The sequence below is a fragment of the Shewanella sp. FeAMO genome (assembly GCF_053653955.1).
The window spans coordinates 2,366,907-2,388,042 of the sequence record NZ_CM132201.1 but is presented as its reverse complement, the minus strand read 5'-3'; the positions used below and the strand labels follow the sequence as shown (position 1 = coordinate 2,388,042).

General features: G+C 53.4%; 17 protein-coding genes and 2 tRNA genes. 8 read left to right on the top strand and 11 right to left on the bottom strand.

Annotated features, from left to right (window positions below):
* Positions 1–9: 9 nt before the first annotated feature.
* Entirely contained in the window at positions 10–2,460 is a 2,451-nt protein-coding gene (gene fadE / locus ACWAU4_RS10650; RefSeq protein WP_208125967.1) for an acyl-CoA dehydrogenase FadE, read from the top strand.
* 229 nt (positions 2,461–2,689) lie between these two features.
* Here the strand turns inward: fadE and bluB are convergent, their stop codons facing one another.
* The 6 genes from bluB to dnaQ all read right to left on the bottom strand — a co-directional run bounded on the left by bluB (position 2,690) and on the right by dnaQ (position 8,222).
* Positions 2,690–3,433, bottom strand: coding sequence for a 5,6-dimethylbenzimidazole synthase (gene bluB, locus ACWAU4_RS10645; protein ID WP_025009666.1), 744 nt, complete (start codon positions 3,431–3,433; stop codon positions 2,690–2,692).
* Positions 3,434–3,634: 201 nt separating this feature from the next.
* Positions 3,635–5,638: a cation:proton antiporter gene (locus ACWAU4_RS10640; RefSeq protein ID WP_107004765.1), complete on the bottom strand. Its 2,004-nt coding sequence runs from the start codon at positions 5,636–5,638 to the stop codon at positions 3,635–3,637.
* A gap of 204 nt (positions 5,639–5,842) precedes the next feature.
* Positions 5,843–5,919 (bottom strand) — tRNA-Asp (locus ACWAU4_RS10635).
* A 50-nt stretch (positions 5,920–5,969) separates the two neighbouring features.
* Positions 5,970–6,046, bottom strand: a tRNA-Asp gene (locus ACWAU4_RS10630).
* A 110-nt stretch (positions 6,047–6,156) separates the two neighbouring features.
* On the bottom strand, positions 6,157–7,467 hold the full coding sequence (locus ACWAU4_RS10625; protein ID WP_454290561.1) for a TIGR03503 family protein: 1,311 nt from the start codon (positions 7,465–7,467) through the stop codon (positions 6,157–6,159).
* Positions 7,468–7,475: 8 nt separating this feature from the next.
* The gene (dnaQ, locus tag ACWAU4_RS10620) at positions 7,476–8,222 is read right to left on the bottom strand and encodes a DNA polymerase III subunit epsilon (protein ID WP_345869700.1); all 747 of its coding nucleotides are present in this window, start codon (positions 8,220–8,222) and stop codon (positions 7,476–7,478) included.
* Positions 8,223–8,294: 72 nt separating this feature from the next.
* On the opposite strand from dnaQ, the gene rnhA reads away from it, so the two are divergent.
* On the top strand, positions 8,295–8,771 hold the full coding sequence (gene rnhA / locus ACWAU4_RS10615) for a ribonuclease HI (RefSeq protein WP_025009664.1): 477 nt from the start codon (positions 8,295–8,297) through the stop codon (positions 8,769–8,771).
* 11 nt (positions 8,772–8,782) lie between these two features.
* Here rnhA and ACWAU4_RS10610 read toward each other — a convergent pair whose 3' ends face one another.
* Complete coding sequence (locus tag ACWAU4_RS10610) at positions 8,783–9,700, bottom strand: LysR substrate-binding domain-containing protein (RefSeq protein WP_071237593.1); 918 nt, start codon at positions 9,698–9,700, stop codon at positions 8,783–8,785.
* A gap of 5 nt (positions 9,701–9,705) precedes the next feature.
* On the bottom strand, positions 9,706–10,449 hold the full coding sequence (locus ACWAU4_RS10605; RefSeq protein ID WP_109248001.1) for a class I SAM-dependent methyltransferase: 744 nt from the start codon (positions 10,447–10,449) through the stop codon (positions 9,706–9,708).
* 116 nt (positions 10,450–10,565) lie between these two features.
* Here ACWAU4_RS10605 and gloB point away from each other — a divergent pair, with 116 nt between their 5' ends.
* From gloB to ACWAU4_RS10590, 3 genes are all read left to right on the top strand, one after another.
* Positions 10,566–11,378, top strand: a complete 813-nt coding sequence (gene gloB / locus ACWAU4_RS10600; RefSeq protein ID WP_144224486.1) for a hydroxyacylglutathione hydrolase — start codon at positions 10,566–10,568, stop codon at positions 11,376–11,378.
* Between the two features lie 274 nt (positions 11,379–11,652).
* Positions 11,653–13,185 (top strand): LysM peptidoglycan-binding domain-containing protein, encoded by a 1,533-nt coding sequence (locus ACWAU4_RS10595; protein ID WP_037467337.1) that lies wholly within the window; start codon positions 11,653–11,655, stop codon positions 13,183–13,185.
* Between the two features lie 167 nt (positions 13,186–13,352).
* Positions 13,353–14,903 carry a methyl-accepting chemotaxis protein gene (locus ACWAU4_RS10590; RefSeq protein ID WP_062793464.1) on the top strand — a complete coding sequence of 517 codons (1,551 nt, stop codon included), beginning with the start codon at positions 13,353–13,355 and terminating at the stop codon, positions 14,901–14,903.
* 98 nt (positions 14,904–15,001) lie between these two features.
* On the opposite strand, the gene ACWAU4_RS10585 is transcribed toward ACWAU4_RS10590, so the two are convergent.
* From ACWAU4_RS10585 to ACWAU4_RS10575, 3 genes are read right to left on the bottom strand one after another with little or no spacing between them, the layout of a single operon-like run.
* Positions 15,002–15,544, bottom strand: coding sequence for a BsuPI-related putative proteinase inhibitor (locus tag ACWAU4_RS10585; RefSeq protein ID WP_081782881.1), 543 nt, complete (start codon positions 15,542–15,544; stop codon positions 15,002–15,004).
* Positions 15,541–17,376 (bottom strand): AsmA family protein, encoded by a 1,836-nt coding sequence (locus ACWAU4_RS10580; RefSeq protein WP_025009659.1) that lies wholly within the window; start codon positions 17,374–17,376, stop codon positions 15,541–15,543. Before ACWAU4_RS10580 ends, ACWAU4_RS10585 begins: the two co-directional genes overlap by 4 nt.
* A 40-nt stretch (positions 17,377–17,416) precedes the next feature.
* Positions 17,417–17,911, bottom strand: coding sequence for a putative 4-hydroxy-4-methyl-2-oxoglutarate aldolase (locus tag ACWAU4_RS10575; protein ID WP_144190550.1), 495 nt, complete (start codon positions 17,909–17,911; stop codon positions 17,417–17,419).
* A gap of 210 nt (positions 17,912–18,121) precedes the next feature.
* On the opposite strand from ACWAU4_RS10575, the gene ACWAU4_RS10570 reads away from it, so the two are divergent.
* The 3 genes from ACWAU4_RS10570 (at position 18,122) to ACWAU4_RS10560 (ending at position 21,118) form a co-directional block, all read left to right on the top strand.
* Positions 18,122–18,439 carry a hypothetical protein gene (locus ACWAU4_RS10570; RefSeq protein WP_025009657.1) on the top strand — a complete coding sequence of 106 codons (318 nt, stop codon included), beginning with the start codon at positions 18,122–18,124 and terminating at the stop codon, positions 18,437–18,439.
* Between the two features lie 358 nt (positions 18,440–18,797).
* Positions 18,798–19,796 carry an ABC transporter substrate-binding protein gene (locus ACWAU4_RS10565; RefSeq protein WP_028779269.1) on the top strand — a complete coding sequence of 333 codons (999 nt, stop codon included), beginning with the start codon at positions 18,798–18,800 and terminating at the stop codon, positions 19,794–19,796.
* Positions 19,793–21,118 (top strand): GGDEF domain-containing protein, encoded by a 1,326-nt coding sequence (locus tag ACWAU4_RS10560; RefSeq protein ID WP_052658023.1) that lies wholly within the window; start codon positions 19,793–19,795, stop codon positions 21,116–21,118. Before ACWAU4_RS10565 ends, ACWAU4_RS10560 begins: the two co-directional genes overlap by 4 nt.
* Positions 21,119–21,136: the final 18 nt, after the last annotated feature.

Below are 21,136 nucleotides of genomic sequence, written 5' to 3'. Positions count from 1 at the left end.
GAACAAACAGTGACTACCCTACTATGGATCCTGGCATTGCTCTTGGTTTTAGGAGCAGCAGCGTACCTCAGAGTATCCCTGCTGACCGCAACCATAGCCGCCGCAGTGGTCATGGCAGCAGGCAGCCTGCTGGATGTAACTGGACTGATTAGCTGGATAATTTTCCTGGTTATTGCCCTGCCGCTGAACCTGAGTGCCTTCAGGCAGAGTGTGATAACCCGGCCATTACTTAAACTCTATCGCGGCATCATGCCGGAGATGTCTTCTACCGAAAAAGAGGCGATTGAAGCCGGTACTACCTGGTGGGAAGCCGATCTCTTCGCCGGTAATCCCAACTGGAAGAAGCTGCACAACTATCCGGTTGCCCGTCTGAGCGCCGAAGAACATGCCTTTCTGGAAGGACCTGTGGAGGAAGTCTGCCGCATGGTTAACCAGCATATGGTTTCCCATCAATTGGCGGACTTGCCTGCCGAAGTATGGCAATTCCTCAAGGACAAAGGCTTCTTTGCGATGATCATCAAGAAGAAGTACGGTGGTCTGGAGTTCTCTGCCTACGCCCAATCCCGGGTACTGCAAAAGCTGGCCGGTGTCAGCAGTGAACTGGCTTCAACCGTAGGTGTGCCCAACTCACTGGGCCCGGGCGAGCTGCTGCAGCACTATGGTACACCGGAGCAGCAGGATCACTACCTGCCCCGCCTGGCCAAAGGTTTGGAAGTTCCCTGCTTTGCCCTGACCAGCCCTGAGGCTGGTTCAGATGCCGGCGCCATTCCGGATTTCGGTGTAGTCTGCAAAGGCCAATGGCAAGGTGAAGAAGTACTGGGGATGAAACTGACCTGGAACAAGCGCTATATCACCCTGGCACCTGTTGCCACAGTTTTGGGGTTGGCATTCAAGCTTAAAGATCCCGAGCATCTGCTTGGCGATAACGAAGAGCTGGGCATTACCTGCGCCTTGATCCCGACCGATGTTGAAGGTGTGGAAACCGGCCGACGCCACTTCCCGCTCAACTGTATGTTCCAAAATGGTCCAACCCGAGGCAAAGAGGTGTTTGTTCCTCTGAGCTTTATCATAGGTGGCCCGAAAATGGCGGGACAAGGCTGGCGCATGCTGGTGGAATGCCTGTCGGTTGGCCGCGGCATCACCCTGCCCTCCAACTCAGCCGGTGGCGTTAAAACCGCGGCTTTGGCAACCGGTGCCTATGCCCGCATTCGTCGTCAATTCAAGCTGCCTATCGGTAAGCTGGAAGGCATTGAAGAGCCAATGGCACGCATCGGTGGTAACGCCTATCTGATGGACGCTGTAACCTCCTTGACCACCACAGGTATTGATCTGGGTGAAAAGCCTTCTGTCATCTCGGCGATAGTCAAATATCACCTGACCGACAGAATGCAGAAATGCGTTATCGACGCCATGGATATTCACGGTGGTAAAGGGGTATGTCTTGGCCCCAACAACTATCTGGGACGCGGATATCAAGCGGCACCTATCGCCATCACGGTTGAAGGGGCCAACATTCTGACCCGCTCAATGATCATCTATGGTCAAGGCGCCATTCGCTGCCATCCATATGTGCTGGCAGAGATGGAGTCGGCCTTTGATAGCGACGTAAACCGTGGCCTGAATAACTTTGATGCGGCGCTGTTTGGCCATATCGGCTTTACCACAAGTAATTTTATCCGCAGTCTGTGGATGGGCCTCACCGGCAGTCGCTTCTCCAATGCGCCTTTTGCCGACAAGACCAAGCGTTACTATCAGCATATGAACCGCTTCAGTGCCAACCTGGCCTTGCTGTCGGATCTGGCGATGGCGACCTTAGGGGGTAACCTCAAACGTAAAGAGCGGATCTCTGCCCGCCTGGGTGACTTGCTCAGCCAGTTGTATCTGGCATCGGCAACCCTCAAGCGTTATCAGGATGAAGGCCGTCAGAGTGAAGATCTGCCACTGGTACAGTGGGCGGTTGAAGACGCGCTCTACAAGCTGCAGTCTTCTCTGGATGATCTGCTGGATAACTTCCCTGCTGGCCTCGGCGGCGTGCTGCGCCTGGTGTTGTTCCCCTTCGGTCGACCACTGAAGCGCCCAAGTGATGTGTTGGACCACAAGGTAGCCAAGATAATGCAGACCCCTTGTGCCAGCCGTGACCGTCTGGGTAAGGGACAATTCTGGGAAGCTTGCGACAACAATGCCGTAGGTATTCAGGAGCAGACCTTCAAAGACATACTGGCGGCAGAGCCCTTGTATGACAAAGTCTGTAAGGCTGCCGGCAAACGTCTGCCCTTCATGTGGCTGGATAAAGTGGCCGCAGAAGGCAAGGCGCTGGGTGTTCTGAGCGATGATGAAGTGGCCCTGCTGGAGCGCGCTGAAATCGGCCGAATGAAATCCATCAACGTGGATGACTTTGACCCCGCCGAACTCAAGGCCCAGAGCCTGGAGCAGGACAGCCGCGAAGAACAAGCTGCTTAAACCTGCCGAGTAACAAGCATGAAAAAGGAGACTCTGAGTCTCCTTTTCTTTTATGGCGAGGCAGACTTGATCACTTTTATGTGTCTATCTTTTATGTCTCTATCTTCTCTGTGCTTATCTTCTTGTAGCTATATCCACCTATTTTTCACCGACCTTACCGCTCTGCCATTTCATCCTTGCCTTGAGCTCATATCTGCGCTTAGCTCAACTGTTTCTATAGAATGAGATGTCATTTTCCGCTTTGGCGCTCTCTTTGGCGCAAGAATTCGGCCAGCAGTTCATCGGTTTGTTGCTGCTGCGCAGCCTGCCAGCCATCTTCATGGACCGCCAACTCAAGTGGTCGCCGGGGCAACCAGCCTTTGCGCTCAAGCTCAGGGGTATCGTTGAAAGCGCTCACCCGCCCCAGACACAAATAAGCGATAATTCTTATCTCCTCAGGTATCCCCAAGGTCTCACGCAACACTTCATCATCAAGAATACTTACCCAGCCCACACCCAGGCCTTCGGCTCTGGCGGCGAGCCACAGATTTTGCACCGCGCAAACTGCACTGTAGTTGTCCATTTCCGGCTTGATGGTGCGGCCAAGTACCACAGGCCCGGTGCGGCTGGGGTCGCAGGTCACACAGATCCCCAAAGGCGCCTCAAGAATACCTTCAAGCTTTAACCGTTGATAATGAAGCCGTCTTTCGCCACTGAACTGTTCCGTCGAACGGGCATTGGCGGCATCAAACCCCTGTTTAATGGCGCGGCGCTTGGCTTCACTGCGCACCAGAATAAAGTCCCAAGGCTGCATAAAGCCAACGCTGGGCGCATGGTGCGCCGCATCCAGGATCCTCTGTAAGCTCTCTTCGGGAACCGGCTTTGACAAAAATTGACTGCGTACATCGCGGCGGGCAAATATCGCCTTGTACAAGGCTTCTCTCTCCTGCAAAGAAAACGCTTCTGCTTCGGAGGAAACGGCAAAATCGGACATGGTTCACCTCTTTGATGGCTGATCTTTAACGCCTGCGGTGCCCGGACTATAGCAGGCATGTTAGTGGAAGCGCCAATCCGGCATCTCAAGATTTGATGCTGCATTAATCTTCTATAGCCAAACCTTGTGATACAAAAATACCGGGCCGTTTTAATGACCCGGTATTTTCCGTTTGCTTTCGGCGCTGTGGCTCAAATTTGATCAGGCGGTAACTTTCCCCTTGTCTTCCCCATTACCTTTCCCACTCTCTTTTCCACCGGCTTCGCCCTCTTTATCACAGCTCACTTTGTCTTGAACATCAGCCTCAGTTAGCGCGGTTTGCTGCTCTTTCGCTTCCTGCTCCTTGGCCTTTTGCTCGGCTTCAGCCCTTGCCTGCTTGAGGGTTTCCTCCGCTTCCTTGAGCGCCGATGCCTCCGCCAGCGCCTCTTTGGGGATCAGGCTGATAAGCTCGATTCCGCTTGGCAAATCTGTAGTGTTGCCGGTCAACATAGTGACCTTACCATTTTTCAGGTACATCAAGGGCACCACAGTTTCACCATAGCGGCGGCAAAAGTCTTTGTAGCCAAAGCTTTCTGTCAGGTTAGTGCTCTTCAGCACCCCGCCCTTGGACATCAAACTGGCCAGCTTGGCGTAGGAGACAGTTTCACCGAACAGGCACATACGCTTCAAATAGGACTCAGACAATTGATGGCGGGCACTGGTACCATTGCTTTCCGTGTTGCTGAGACCATAAACCTTCTTCTGTCCGAGAATATCCTGGAAATGGAAATAGACCACAGGGTTGAGCTGGCGATAGGGAGACAGGATCAACACCTTGCCGATGCCGGTCAAATCCAGATAGGTGTCGGCATGCTCCGAGGCCGGGTTGCCAAAGTAAACCGGAATATTATCCATCCGCGCCAAACGAATGTTATCCCAGTTACTGTCGGCAAGGATCACCTTGATATCCTTGCTCTTGAGCACCTTGGCCAGCTCCCGGGAAAACTTGGAAGCGCCAAAAATCAGCAGGCCGCGGGCAGAGCCTGCCTGCACCCCAAGAATACTGGCCCAGCGTCTGGCGGTGAGCGACTGGATCACAACTGTGCCTATGATGATTAAAAACACCAGTGGCACTATGGTCTCGGCGCCGGGCACTTCCATCTTTTCCAGCTTGATGGCAAACAGTGATGACACGGCCGCCGCCACTATCCCCCGCGGCGCCACCCAGCTCAAAAACCACTTTTCAGCGCTGCTGAGCGAAGTGCCTATACCCGAGAGCCAAATGCTCAGCGGCCTGGCCACCAAAAGCACCACTGCCAATACCCCAAGGCCGCCCAGACCAAGGTCCAGCATGGCCGACGAGTCCAACCTGGCCGCCAGCAAAATAAACAGCGCCGAGATAAGCAGTACCGTGAGCGTCTCTTTGAACTCGAGGATATCGGCAATATCCACGCCGCGCATATTGGCGAGCCAAATCCCCATTACTGTCACGGTCAACAGGCCGGACTCTTCCTGCAATAGGTTTGAACCGACAAAGACCCCGAGCATTATGGTCAGCACTGCCGTGTTGGTTAGATAGTGGGGTAAGAGATTACTCCTCAGCACCCGCCCAACAAGATAACCGGCCAAGGCACCAAGCCCAAGGCCAATACCCAGCATAGAGCCGAGTGCCAGCAGTACATGCGCTGTCTGCCCAGCACTGACAGTAATGTACTCAAACACCAACACCGCCAGCATGGCGCCTATGGGATCTATCACTATCCCCTCCCAGCGCAGAATGCTCGCCAGCTGAGACTTGGGCTTAACGGTTCTGAGCATGGGCACAATCACAGTCGGCCCGGTAACCACTACCAAGGCCCCAAACAACAGTGCCAGCGGCCAATCAAAACTCAGCAGGAAATGCGCCGCCGAGGCGATGCAGCCCCAGGTGATCAGCGCGCCCACAGACACCAAATGCGTCACCATCCGGCCGTGGTCCTTGATCTCCTTGAAGTTGAGCGTCAACGCCCCTTCAAACAGAATGACAGCAACCCCGAGGGAGATGATGGGAAACAGCAAGTCGCCGAAAATCGCATCGGGATCCAGTAAACCCAGCCCGGGACCCAGCAACAAACCACAAAGCAGCAGCGGCAATATCGCCGGCAGACGCATCCGCCAGCCAATCCACTGACACGCCAGAGATAAGACTCCTATCAACGCCAGCATGGCGGTGATTTTTTCAACCATAAGTAGAATCCTTTTTTGTTTCTTTCGGGCGACCCGAAACAGCTTTACAGCATGAGCAACGCCAGAGTCAATCGCTGTTTCTGTATGAGCATATATGAGTTAAAGAGGATGGGATCAGAAATTTTTGTGGCAATGTGCCAGATTCGGCTTGAAACCAGATAAAACAAAAAGCCCGGTCATTGCTGACTGGGCTTTCTGCTTGTTTGGCGGAGCGGACGGGACTCGAACCCGCGACCCCCGGCGTGACAGGCCGGTATTCTAACCAACTGAACTACCGCTCCAAACTCTTGCTTATCGCCTGGGCAATAAGGCTTGAATTCGTTAACTTGACTGGCGGAGCGGACGGGACTCGAACCCGCGACCCCCGGCGTGACAGGCCGGTATTCTAACCAACTGAACTACCGCTCCACTCAAGTTGCCGGGAATAATACGTAGGCCCCTTGTCAGCGTCAACAACTTTTTTACCCCGAGGATCCCGATTAGCTAAAAAATCAGCAAAGCATGGATAATCAAGATGTTCAGTTGGATTTGCGCTCATCCTCATCGGGTAGGGTCAGGTCAATCTCCTGCACATCATCTTCCTTGGGCGCCGCCTGCTGTTTTGCCAGCAACTGCTCTTCAGCCGCAGCCAAGGCCTGCTTCAGACTTTGACGCTTGCGCCAAAACAGAATCGCACCGACCCCAAACAGTAACAGCAAGACGTTACCACCTATGATCAGGTAAAGGGCATTTTGTTTGGCCGCCGCTTCTTCTTTGGCTGCTATTGCTGCAGCCCTGGCGGCCATCTCTTCGGCGCTCGGTGGCGGCTTGGGTGGCTCGACAAAATTGAAAAAGCGCTCCGGCAGGGTCAACACCAGCTCCCTTCCCTGCTTGTCTGTGCTGAAGACAGTGCCCTTGATACGGTAACTGCCAAAGTCACTCACCTGGGGCAGCACGAGTTGCGTGGTGCCTTCTGTGGGCTGACGCACGGTAACCGGCAGTTGCAATCCGGCCGGCCCCAAAAGCTCAATATCGAAATAGGTTTCCTCAAGGCGCAGAATGTCTGGATTGGCACTCAGCATCAGGCCCCATGGCTGAGTCAGGGGATCGTCCGGCTCAACCACCTTAATATCCACAGGCGAAGGTTCGAGGCGAAATGCCTGTTTGAACTCACGTTCAAACACATCGTTTTGCACACTGACCTGCAGGGTGTAATCTCCCCAGGGCTGGTTGAGGTTAATATTGGAAGTAAAGGTGCCGTCATCTGGCCGTTCATCCAGCGCCTCCCCGTTGTCCTGATAACTGCCGACAATAAGGGTACCGGCGGCAAAGTTTTCATCGCCCGGTTTGTGGGAGGAAACAAAACGCGCCGTCCATTGCAACAGGTATTCAAGCCCGGGAAGTCGCATTCTCAGCGAATCACCGGTGAGATGGGCGGTCAGCTTAAGGCGCTCGCCCTGATACAGTGGCTGAGGCAGTTCATCCACCTCAATCCCCAGCTCGGATACCCAGGTGATTTGCGAGCCGGGCACCACTTTACCAATGAGCTGCCAAGGGCCTGGCACAGGGTTTTCCACCGAAATCATGTCGCCTGTGACACCATCGGTCCATTTGACATTCTCCGGGTGGCGCGAGGCATACCATTTACTGCCATCAGGCAAAACCACCACCACAGGGGCGGAGCCGTATTCCCGCTGCACCAGAAGCACGATTCTGTCGACCATATGGTCGACCCGAAAACGATTCTTAAGCTCAGAGGCCTGTTCCTTGGGTACTATCTCGGCCACAGCCGGGGCCCCAAGGCCAAGCAGCAGACACACCATGAGGCCCAGCGCTGGTCTCAATCCCATTATTTGCTTCAATCCATAGGTTGTGGCTCGTCGCGCCAGAGGCACTTGCCTGATTTTGCAACTAAATCGAGCCTTTGCTCATGCATATTCAGTTCATCGGCCGATGCGGCGATCACTTTAAGTTTTGCGCGATTGGCATCGAGACGCATGATGCCGCCGGCTTCCTGACCTGCTTGCTCGCTGGAGAGGTTGAACTTGGTCTGGCCGCCTGTCATCGCCAGATAAACATCGGCGAGGATCTCGGCATCGAGCAAAGCGCCGTGATACTCGCGGCGGGAGTTGTCTATGTGATAACGCTTACACAGGGCATCCAGATTGTTCTTTTGCCCTGGGTGCAAAAACTTGGCGATGGCCAGGGAGTCGAGGATCTGACAAATATCCGCCGTCACCGGCCCTCTGGGATGGGTCATGGAAAACTCATGATCCATAAAGCTCACGTCAAACGAGGCGTTGTGAGCCACAATCTCCGCCCCTTGAATAAAGGCGATAAAGTCGGCGGCTATTTCATGAAACCTGGGCTCGTTGGCCACTCTCTCATCTGTGATACCGTGAACCGCAATCGCTTCTTCATCAATGGGTTGGCCCGGATTGATATACTGGTGGAAAGTGCGGCCGGTCAAGCGGCGGTTAATGACTTCCACACAGCCGATTTCAATGATTCTGTGGCCTTGATAGACGGGGCCTGCGCCCTGGTTCATACCTGTGGTTTCGGTATCCAGAATGATCTGCCGACTGGCATTCGATATGATATTCATCTATTTTTTGCAGCTTCCTGAGTGAATTTACGGGTATACTCGCCCGCATTTGCCGGATATGGTAACAACTTGATGAGCGAACTGAAACAGATCCAGATATACACCGACGGCTCCTGCCTGGGCAACCCCGGGCCCGGCGGCTATGGTGTTGTCATGCGCTATAAACAGCATACCAAAGAACTCTCCGGTGGCTTTGCCCTGACAACCAATAACCGCATGGAGTTGCTGGCACCTATCATAGCGCTTGAGAGCCTGAAAGAGCCTTGCAAAATCGTGCTGACCAGCGACAGCCAATATATGCGCCAGGGGATCACCCAATGGATCCACGGCTGGAAGAAAAAAGGCTGGGTCACTTCCAACAAGACGCCGGTGAAAAATGTCGATCTCTGGCAGCGACTCGATAAGGCCACGCAACAGCATCAGATAGACTGGCGCTGGGTCAAGGGCCACGCCGGACACCCGGAGAACGAGCGTTGCGACACCCTGGCCCGCGAAGCCGCCGAGGCCAACCCTGCCACAGTCGATCAGGGTTATCAGGCCAGTCTTTAGAGGCTTGGTCTCTAATGACTACCTTTGTCCGCGACTGTCTTGAGTTTCAAAAATTTGCCGCAAAAGTCGATAAAGGCCTGCGCCAACGGCGTCAGGCTGTGGCTCTTGTGGCGAATAAGGTAAAACGGCCGCTCGAGCGCCAGCCCCTCCACCTCCACCAACGCCAGCTCTCTGCGAGCTAGCTCTTTATCCAGTGTCAGCTCAGACAAAACCCCAAGCCCGGCGCCCTGTTTCACCGCCTGTTTGATGGCATCCGGAGTTGGAAAACAGAAACGGGCTTCTGGCTGCAGGTCCAAGCGGTTGGCGGCATCGACAAAGTACTCCCGGGTGCCAGAGCCCTCTTCTCTCAATACCCAGGAGAGCCCTTTGAGCTCGCTTGGCGAGACCTTGCTTCCCGCCAGCGGGTGCGCCGGATGGCAGAACACCTTGAGACAGTCCTGATGCCAAGGCAATACGGCGATACGACTGTCGAGGCAATAACCTTCAATAAAGCCCAACTCGGCGCGAAACTCGGCCACATCGCGGATAACCTTACGGGTATTGTCTATCGCCAAGTCGACCTGAGTCTGAAGGTGCTGCTGGCTGAATGCCACCGCCGCCTTGGCCAGCAGAAAATTGCCTATGGTGGAACTGGCGCTGACATTTAACATACCGGCCAGTTCATGGTTGTTCGGAGTAAAAGCCTGCTCTATGCGCTCGATGCGTTGCAGCACATCGCTGGCCAGTGGCAACAGCAGACTGCCTTGAGAGTTGAGCTGCAAGCGGTTGCCTATACGCTCAAACAAACGGGTATCGAGCTGCTTTTCAAGCTCCGACAGTGCCATGGAGGTGGCCGGCGCGGAGAGGTTAACCCGCTCGGCGGCCTTGGCCACTTGGCCTGTGCGGGCCACGGCTTCAAAAATCATTAACTGTTTCAGGGTAATACGCATTGCAATTATTGCTCTTCTTTAGTGCGGCGCTCCAGTTGTCTGCCGGAGAATCCCGGTGTCGGCGTGGGTTGCCAGCCGGGGATCCGCTGACGACGTTTATCCCCCAAGGGGGTTAACGGCGAATCCAGCTTGCGGGCCACCAACAGATACAGAGAGCCGGTACCCGGCAGCCACTTTTGCTGCCAATGATGCCATATCCTCAAGGGTGCGGCTTCGCTGAGCAGCGAATGGTACAAGAGCCGCTCATCGTGCACCAACTGATACCCCAGAAGCCCCAGCCAGTCCTTTACCCTGGCCGGCATAAAGAAATGGCCGCTCCAGGGTAAAGCCTGCTGAAATCTGGGCAGCAGCTTGCCGAAAAAGGCGCAGCTGAACGGGTTAATCCCGACGATGAAAAGATAACCTCCGCTGACCAGCACTCTGTCGGCTTCACGTAAAATCCGGTAAGGGTTTGCCTCAAACTCCAGTACCAGGTTCATCACCACCGCATCTATGCTGGCCGGAGCCAACGGCAGCGAGGCAAAATCGGCAACTATCGAAGCGCCGTTGCCGGGATAGAGGGAAAACTGATGCCCGACCGGACAGTTTTTGATCTCGAGTTCGCGGCTTAAGGCCCCCAGGCGCAACAGATGATAACCAAACACTCTGGGCCACCAATAGGCCAGTTTGCTTTCCAGTTCACGTTTGATAGTCTCACCGGCTGGCAAACTGTCCCAGGAGCTGGGTCTGGACTCAGACGAGAGAGGCATAGATACTCCGGTTAAGCCGTTCTAGGCTCAGCTTAATAACGAACCGCCTATACAAGCAAGTATGAGGCTCAGTAAAATTGAAACTGATCCCGTCGACTCAAAGGAGCCTTGAGCTTATGTCCAATGTCAATGTCCCCCTCGCCCGGCCAAAGATAACGCCCATTGCCGCCTTCGATGACAACTATATCTGGGCCATAGTGTCGCCCCAAGGTGATTGTTGTTGGGTGGTGGACCCGGGTGATGCCGCGCCCGTGTTGGCTTTTTTGGCGCAAAATAACCTGACGCTGGCAGGGGTATTGATAACTCACCATCACAGCGACCATACCGGCGGTATCCTGGCCTTGAAGGAAACTTTCGGCTCGCTCCCGGTTTACGGGCCTGCCAATCCGGCCATCAAAGGCATTACCCGGGCACTAACCGAGGAAGGCGAATATCGGCTTGAGCCTGGGCAAGGCCGATTTGCTTTAGAGTGTCGACTGTTCAAGGTCCCCGGGCACACGCTGGATCATATCGCCTACTTGATTGGCGATGCCCTCTTTTGCGGCGATACCCTGTTCTGCGCCGGCTGCGGCCGCCTGTTTGAAGGCAGCGCCGAACAGATGTACCACTCCTTGAGTCAGTTTGCGGCCCTCGATGACAACACCAAGGTGTATTGCACCCATGAGTACACCGTGGCCAACCTGCGTTTTGCCAAAGCCGTTGAACCGGATAACCAGGCACTGACTGACTACCAACTTGCCGCCGAAGCGCTGCGTGAGCAGCAACAACCCACACTCCCCTCCACTATTGGTCGTGAAAAGGCCATCAATCCCTTTATGCGCTGCCAAAAGAACACACTGCAGAGCGTACTGGAGGCCCACAGCGGCCACCCCTGCCATGATCCCGTGAGCCGCTTTGCAGTTCTCAGGCAATGGAAAGACAATTTCTGAAAACCGGGTTACAATGAGCCGCTTTTTTGTGTCGTTATTATGACAACGCTAGGCCAAGATAGATTTATCTACTTGTTTTAAATAACAATACTTGGCTTCCAGTAACGGCACTTCTTTTTCACCACGGAAACCAAACCAGGGTAAAAGTACCACCCAAGGTACTATCCCGGGCCAAGGGACCAGGCCTATCCCAGGTTTCCGTTTGATGTGCGTTTGCCTGTCTGTTCAGGCCATCATTCGAGGATTGCTGTTTTTGAAGCAAATCAGATTTTTTATGTTGGCGGGGAGCCTTTCCCTGCTTGGCGGCTGTCAGCTGCTGTCTCAGGCGCCGGAGTCCACTGCCGAAGCGCCGGTCAAGGCCACTCCAGCTCCGGTCATCACTCAGGCTCCACAAGTCATCAGTGAGCCGGAAGTCGCTGTCACAGATGTATGGCAACGGATCCGCAGCCAACTCAATATGCCGGTTCCCGATGAGAAGCTGGTGCGCCAGTACCGCCAGTGGTACATCAATAATCCAAGACACCTGGAGCAGATCTCCGAGCGGGCTGCCCCTTTTATGTATTTGATTGTCGAGCAGATAGAAGAGCGTAAATTGCCGATGGAGCTGGCGCTACTGCCGATAGTGGAAAGTGCCTTCGACCCCTTTGCGTACTCCCATGGTGCAGCCTCCGGGCTGTGGCAGTTTACGGCGCCCATGGCGCTGCATTTTGGCCTGGAGATCAACTGGTGGTATGACGGACGCCGCGACGTACCAGCTGCCACAGCCGCTGCGCTGAATATGATGGAATACCTCTACGACAAGACGGGCGAGAACTGGCTCTATGCCATTGCCGCATATAACACAGGCGAAGGTCGGGTGTTGAACGCGGTCAAGCGTAACCGTCAAAAAGGGCAAGCTACCGATTTCTGGTCCCTGTCACTGCCCAAGGAAACCGAGCGTTATGTGCCACAACTGCTGGCACTGGCCGATGTGATCAAAAACGCCGACAAATACGGCATTAACCTGACACCAATTGCCAACGAGCAGAAGCTGGAAGTGGTCGATGTCGGTAGTCAGATAGACTTGGCCTTGGCAGCCCGCCTTGCCGGTATGGAAGTCAATGAACTGCAACAGTTCAACCCGGGTTTTAATCGCTGGGCCACAGCGCCGGAAGGGCCACACAAATTGGTACTGCCGTTGGACAAGGCCAAAGAGTTTGAAATCGCCCTGGCCAGCACTGAGCCCAGCGAGCGCCTCAACTGGCTCAGATACAAGATCCGCAAGGGTGACTCCCTTGGAGTGATAGCCAAGAAACATCATACCAGTATCGATGTGATCCGTTCTGTCAACGGCATCAGTGGCAACAATATTGTCGCCGGCAAGCACCTGTTGATCCCGGTCGCCCTCAAGGATGCATCGGCCTACCCGCTCTCCAAAGAGCAGCGTCTGGGTCAGAATAAGTCCGGCAAGAGCAAACGCAGCTACCAGGTCAAGTCCGGTGACTCCCTGTGGCAGATAGCCAAGGATAATGGTGTCAGTGTCAACGAGCTGGTGAAATGGAACGGTATCTCGGCCAAGACGCCGTTGCGTCCCGGGAAACAGCTGACCATCTGGACTAAAGCCTCTGGCAAATCCCAGAATGCCAACGCCGTAATGCGCACCGTGAAATACAAGGTTCGCTCCGGGGATTCGCTGGCACGAATAGCCAGCAAGTTCAATGTCACTGTGGATGATCTGCTGGAATGGAACCAGCTCAAGGCCAGTAAATACCTGCAACCCGGACAGATGTTGACCCTGTTCGTGGATGTGACCCGAGTCAAGACCTGATAAAAACTCCTACCCAAGCGGCATCTTTGATGCCGCTTTTGATCCTGCTCTAACTTTCACAAGCCGCTTCGGTACAATTGTTAACCATTTGTTCGCTGTCACAAATTTGACGCTCATCTTTGTCGATAATCATCCGCTGAATTAATCCACCCTAAATAAAAACAAAAATGAGCAGAGATTTGTCCATTACCGGCATCGAGACGCCGGTGCCTGAAGGTGCCCGTATTCTATCAACCACAGATCTCAAAGGGCGTATCACCCACATCAATCAGGAATTTGTCGAACTTTGTGGCTTTTCCCATGAAGAGTTGTTGGGCCATGGTCATAACATAGTGCGCCATCCTCATATGCCCAAGGCAGCCTTTGCCGATCTCTGGCAACAGATCAAGAGTGGCAACAGCTGGATGGGTTTGGTGAAAAACCGCCGCAAGGATGGTGGTCACTATTGGGTCAACGCCTACGTCACCCCGATCCGCCGAAAAGGCAAAATAGTTGAATATCAATCAGTGCGAACCAAGGCAACACCAGAACTGATTGCCAGAGCCGAGGCCTGCTACCGGGCCATCAATCAGGGAAAATCGATACTGCCACGCGTTAAACTCGACCTGACAACCAAACTGGCACTATGCTGGGGTGCATCACTGCTATCCTTGGTGCCCCTGCCCTGGCTAAGCGGTCTCTGGCAATTTGTGCCTGTCTGCACCGCGGCAACTTTGATGGGCTGGAGCCTTTTCAGACTCAAACAAAGGTTAAAAAATGTCAGTCAACTCAGCCGCGGAGTACAGAATAATCCACTGATGCAGGCTATTTACTGTAACAGCACAGATGAACTCGCCGAGCTGGAATTGAGCCTGAGAATGCAGCAGGCCGAGATATTTGCCATCACAGGGCGGATAAAAGACAGCGGTGAGATCCTCGATAACAGTTTGAGTGCCCATCAGGCCGCAGTCGATGCCAACTACCGCGAACTGGCACAGCAAACCGGCGCACTGAAACAGCAAGGTGATGCCATCAACGAACTCAAAGGTGCTGTGACAGAGATTGCCGAAACTTCCGCTGACACCGCCAACGAGGTCACTGAGCTTGAGCAAAGTAACCGGCAAACGCTCGAAGCCCTGGCCGCCAGCCGCGCAGCCAACAGTGAAATCACCGCTCTGCTTACCAAGGTGGAGGCTCAACTGCTGGCGCTGGATAAACGCTGCAGCAGCATTAACACCGTGCTGGAAGTGATAGAGCAACTATCGGATCAGACCAACCTGCTGGCACTCAATGCGGCAATCGAAGCGGCCCGGGCCGGTGAAGCCGGCCGCGGATTTGCCGTGGTGGCCGATGAGGTACGTAACCTGGCAATGCGCTCCGGTGAATCCGCCGGTGAAATACATCAAATTATTGCCGAGCTCAGTCTGCAAAGTCGGCAGACAGTGACCGAGATGGAGCGCAGCCAGCAACTGACCAAAGAAAGTCTGCAACTGGAGCAAAAGTTGGCGCAGCGGTTGGATGAAGCCACCAGTGCCCTGGGCCGAATTGCCGCACACAGCCAGCAAATCGCCGTTGCCACGGAGCAGCAAGCCTGTGTGGTTGAGCAGTTGCACCGCCACTCAGAGCAGTTGCAACAAGGGGTTGGCAGCCTGACCAGCAACAGTGAAGCCGCAAGCCATCACGGCGAAGAGTTGACCCGCCAAAGTGAGCGGCAAAAGGAACTGATAGCCCAGTTTTAACGCGCTTTACCGCCCGTTACAGCTTGGTCAAAGACTGAGTACCCCAATAAAAAAGTCAGGATTAACCTGACTTTTTTATTCCAACCTAGATAAGCGCCTTAACGCCTCGCCACCGGCACTTCCAGCATGGCCATAGCCGCCAACTTGGACTCCAGAGGTTTGCCTTCAAAGCGGGCCTGGAAGCTGTATCCCTCAGGGCCAATTCGCTCAAGTGTCTTGGCCGGTACCTTGAACATCACTTTCAGCGTCTGTCCCGGCTTGATACTGGTATCTCTGATAGCCTGAGTGAACATCATTTCATCCGACCAGGCCCAGACTCGCTGTTCCTTATCATCCACCAACCAGAGATCCGCCGTCATCCCTGAGTTAAAGCGGATCCCAACCACGTGCTCGCTCGGGTTACGGATCTCCAGCATCGCCTGCAGCGGCTGCTTATTGACTACTTCTGCAAACGTCAGTTTACCCTCAAGCAAGGCAGCTGTCGGTGCTTTTTTGATGGTACCAAAGTGCAGTGTCGGCATTCTGAGTTCCTCCATCCCAGTCGGAGTCTTTTGAGGCACAGGCTCAGTAGTTGCAGCATTGGAGCCACTGCAACCTGCGAGTGCCAAGACCGCCAGCAAAGGCAAAACGGCACGCATCATTTACCTCCTCCGAGTTTCTTGAAGATGCTGTCTTTAAGCTTGTCTTTCACCTTCTCGGTTTCTTCCTTGAGTTTGGAATCAAACAGCGCCTGGGTATCGAGTGCAAACTTGGGTTCCTGGAATGAACCGGAAATCATCAGCGGAATTTCAACACCGGCCAGATCATTCTTGCCTTCACCGCCTTGGCCCTTGAGACTGCCGACCACTGAGGTTTTCAGCTTATAGTCCAGTTGCTCACTGATAAGGTTGGCACTACCGGCACCCGCCAAGCGAATAAGTGGTGAGGCCATCGCCAGATCCGGGTTATTGGCCACACCATTTTTCAGACTGAAACTACCAGTCAGGCTGGAGAAGTCTGTCTTGCGTTCGCCCTCTTCCTGAGCCGACAAATCACCTTTTAGCTTGGCCTGGGCGCTGCGGATCATATGAGGGATATTCACGCCGTAAAGGGCACCGTCACTGATTTCAAACTTGCCGTTGGCGTCTAGGTTTTGCTTGATGTTATCCGGAATTAGGCTCTTGCCTTTACCTTTGACATTAAAAGCGGTGGCACCGGCAAGAATTTCCAAATCGGCCGCATCCTTGAGCAAAGGTTGAATTTTGACGCCACTGAGCTGAGTATCAAAATTGTAGCTGGCGACCTTGTTGCGACCGTCAAGCTGTGCCTTGGTCATCAGTTTGCCCTGATACAAGTCAGCGCTGAGCTGCTTCATATCCAGCACGCCATTGTTCAGAGCCAGATCCATTTTCCAGTTTTCAGTGGTCAAGCCGGCAGCCTTAATGGTCTTAACAGTAAGATCCATGGCGAAGTTGACCTGCTTCATCGCACTCAAGTCCGGTTCACTGCCGGCCTTGGCGGCCGTTGCCGACTCAGTGGTTTTGGCTGCGGCTTTATCTTCCTCTCCGGCAGGCAGTAACTTGTCGAGGTCAATTTCACCCAGTGCCAACTTGGCTTTTACATCCGGTACCTTGCCGCCGAAAGCCACTTTAAGATCCCCTTTGCCTTCAATATCGGCCACCTTGAGACTGCTCAATACCAGCTCGGCGTTTTGACGGTTGAGATCCAATTTCACATCGGCATTCAGATCGGCGCTCAACTTGCCGCCGGGCATACTCTTGCCTTCAACGCGATTTTCAATGGCAAAGCCGGTGATCTCCAACTGCTTCATGTCCGCTGAAATCTTCAATTGCCCTTTACCCTCGCTGGCAATTTTCATGTCCGGCATGCTGCCGCTGAACTTATAAGCCAGAGGGGCAAATTTACCCAGCGAAAACTCGCCCAGGGTCAGGGACTCAAGTACAAAGGTTTGGTCACTGCCACTGCGCTTGTCGAGCAGATGAATTTGGGTATTGGTGATATTGATGCCACCGATATTGAGACTGGCCAGCCCCTGAGCGTTGCCTTCGGTATTCTTGGGTTGCTCTTTGGCCGTACCGGCATCGCCGCTGAGCCCATCCAGACTGGTGCGGCCGTCTTTCTGGGTTATGAGATCCAGTTTCAAGCCATCGAGGTTTAACTGGGCAATTTCCACTTCTTTACGAAACAGCGGCATCAGAGCAACTTCAGCGACAACCTGATTAACTGCCAACATCTGTTTCTCGTCGAAACCATCCGGGTTACTCAGGCTGATACCGCCCAATTCAATTCCCAGAGTCGGGAAAAAAGTCCAGTTGAGATCCTGACTGATGACCAATTCACGCCCTGTCTGTTTTTTTACCGCATCGACTATTTCGGGTTTAAAGTCGTTGGGATCAAATAACAAGGTCAAATACAGAACCAGACCGAGAAACAATACCGCGAAAATACCCAGTATCCACTTAACCACTTTCATAATAGTTTCCTTGTTCAACAATAAGGACAAAGGCGCTTGTTCAACTGATAAAGGCCATATTCAAGGGATTTTGGCTGACGGCGATGCCATTATCATCGGCATAGAGCATCATGCCGGGAGTTATCTGCACATCGCCAATGGAGAGCGCACAATTGATTTCTCCAGCCCCCTTACGCTCGGTTTTGATAGGTACCGCCGCCAGGGCCTTTACCCCAAGCTGCATGGTCGCCAAGGTAGCAACATCGCGCACGGCGCCATAAATCACGACTCCCTGCCAACCATGGTCAACTGCGCTTTGGGCAATAAGGTCTCCCATCAGGGCCTTGGATATAGAGGCGCCACCGTCCACCAACAGTACTTTACCCGTGCCATCGGTAGCCAACAGCTGTTTCACCATGGAATTATCCTCGAAACACCTGACGGTTACGACTTCGCCCCAAAAAATAGACTTGCCACCAAACTGGTGAAAAACAGATGGCAGCAACATGAGATCATTTTCATAATGATCAAAGAGATCCGGTAACAAATCCAGCATATAGGCCTCCGTGCAAATACTGCTTTCTAGGTTAACGCCCTTATCCTGCCACCACAAGTTTCATGATAGCAGAACAGGCATCTCCTACGCTGTGCAGTGAAATGCTTGAGTAAGTTCGGAAATATACTATAAACTACTACAAGTGACAGCTTTACGATCCCTTTATCCTGTCCACTCTTTCGGGCAAAACTTCGTTTTAAGTGAACATACATGACAAAAGATCTCGATTTGCAGAGTGCTATTGCGGCGCTCGATGCATATGGATATGAAAAAAAACACTCAACGGATCTTGAGCAAGCCAGAAACAAACAACAAATGACCCGTTATTTGAAGTCTTTGGACTATAGCCTCAGGCGTCTGAAGCTTCTGCAGGAAGCGGTCAATGAATTGGTCGAAGAAACGCAGAACGACTTGCATAAACAAGAGCAAGTCCAAACCTTCAAGACCAAGGTCATCAATTTATCCCGCGAACTCAATATGTCCTACGATGAAGTATTGGTCTATATGGCCAATCAAGGCGGTAAGTAAGTCCTATAGGGAAGTGAGTTCAGTATCGATTGCAATATAGTTCGATATACCAGAGAGGCGCAGACAATATCTGCGTCTCTCTTTTTATAGCAATGATATAAACCCTTTCTGTCCAACAACTATTTATTCCATCTTTTAAATTTCATTCCGTTATTGAAAGTTTCTGGTGCCTAACAAAAAGCAATAAGTATCCGCTCAAATCCCCAACCTATTATTCGTCCGGATTATTCCAAATAATCCCATGAAAATTATGAGGCTTTATAGCGCACCCTCTTGTTTGCACTACACTTAGGTACAAACGGCCCAGTTTGAAAAGATAAGGGCTCAAAGCTGTGACGAATGGAGGGCAGCAACCACCATGGGAAAGATGCTAGTGCCTTTGGCTCTGCTACTACTCTTGTTTATCTGGCTCAGCGGGCCCAGGCAACCAACCTCCCCTGTTTTACTCAATCAGACCCCGGTTCGCATCGCCGTGTCCACCTCGCTGCTTTCAGCCCCTGTCATCATTGCCGATAAGCTCGAACTCTTTGCCCGCGAAGGCGTCTATGTGGTGCTGCAACCACTTCAAGGTGGCGATCTTTGTTTCGAGGCCCTGCTCTATCACAGGGCGGATCTGGCCACCAGCTCAGAGTCAGTGGTGATGTTCAACAGCTTTGAGCGAACCGACTTTACCGTGCTGGCCAGCTTTGCCGAATCGGATAACGACATTAAGCTGTTAACCCTGAGCCAGAGCGGTATCACTACCCCGGCGCAACTGGATGGCAAACGCGTTGGAGTCGTTGCCGGCAGTGCCAGCGAGTACTTTCTCGATACCATACTGAATATTGCCGGACACCCAGCCTTGGCGCCAGTTAGGGTGGATATCCGCCCGTCTGGCTTGGCACCGGCGCTGTTGGCCGGCGATGTGGATGCGATTTCAGTTTGGGAGCCCTACGGATTTCAGCTGCTCAAGCATCAACCGGGCAAGATAAGCGAGTTCCCCAGCCGGGGGTTATATAGCCTTTCTTTCAATCTCATCAGTCGTAAGGCCGACAACCAAGCATACTACGAGCATCATGTGCGGATCCTCAAGGCGTTGAAACTCGCCAGTGAATTTATTGTTCTGCACCCGCAGGAAGCCCGTCAACTGGTTGCCGAGTATCTGCACCTGCCAACTGAGGAGGTTGCCGCCCTCTGGCCCGACTACCTGTTCCGTCTGTCGCTGGGTAACAGCCTGCTCAGTAATCTGCAGTCGCAGGCCCGCTGGGCCATGGCCAGTGGCACCATTGAAGCCCGGCAGCTACCGGATTTCAGAAGCGTCATAGATCCCACTGCATTGGATCAGATACAACACATGTCTTTGGTGGAGCAGCAATGAAGCTATCCAGCCGCCTCAATATTCTGGTCATTCTCTGCATCACCCTGACGCTGGTACTGGCGCTGTCACTGCTGCAACAGCGCCATTTTTCCCAGCAGACATTCCAGCAGATGCACAAACTGGTGGAGCTGCAACTGCATCTGGATCTGCTGCGCTCCAACTTGTGGCTGCTGCAGCAATACCGGGATACCCGGGCAGTTGAAAATACCCAGCGGGATCTGCTGCGCCTCAACGCCCTCTTGAGTAACACTCAGGTCGATGATGAGCAGCAACAGCAGCTATTGGCCAATTTAAAACGCCAGAGCAGCAACATCAGTACCCTGCTGGAGCATTCCCTGCCCAAGCTGTCGCTGATAGCAGATGATCAGTTGGTCAGCAGCATGTTGCTGTCCAGATACAATATGAGCATTCAATCCATGAGCGAAGATCTGTTTCGCTTTCAACACTACACCATGGACAGAGCCCGTATACTGCAGCTCAGTCATCTCTATCTCAACGGCGCCCTGCTGCTGGCCATTGCCCTGTTGGTGACAGGCTTTACCCTGCATACTCTGAGGCGTTTTCGGCGCCACTTGGGCAGTTTGAAACGCGGCATTCGCGATCTGGCCAAAGGCGATCTTCACAGCCGTATCAGGTTGGAACAACAGGATGAACTCTCGGAGCTGGCCAATGAATTCAACAATATGAAACAGGCATTGATGGAAACTACAGCCCGAAAGGAGCAGTTACAGCTGGAAGTGGAGGCGCAAACCCGTCAGTTGCAGCAGCAACAGGATAGATTAAGATATTTGGCGGATCATGACGATCTCACCGGCGCACTCAATCGCGGTGCCGCCACCACCGAGCTGGAAAACGCCATAGCACGTTGCCAACGTCAACAGCTTAAAGCGGCGCTGCTGTTTATCGATCTGGATAAATTCAAACCCATCAACGACAACTTTGGCCACAGCGCCGGTGACGCAGTGCTGGTGGAAATCGCCAAAAGGCTTCGAGAGACCTTAAGACGCTCGGATTTGGTGGCCCGTATCGGCGGCGATGAATTTATCATCTGGCTGGAGCCGATAAATAGCCGCGAAGAAGTCTGTGCCGTGTTGGAAAAGATTCATGCCTTGGGTGCCGATATCCCCTGGCAAGGGCAACAACTGCAAGTCGGCCTGAGTACCGGCATCAGTCTCTATCCCGAGCATGGCGACACCCTGGCCGAACTCATCGGCGCTGCCGACAGTGCCATGTATCAGGCCAAGCAGGCACTACCTCAGGCTTCCATGGACCTGGCACTAAAGAAGCGCTACAGCTTTGCCTCACCCAGTGCTGATGCCTGACTATGCTTGCCCGGCCAC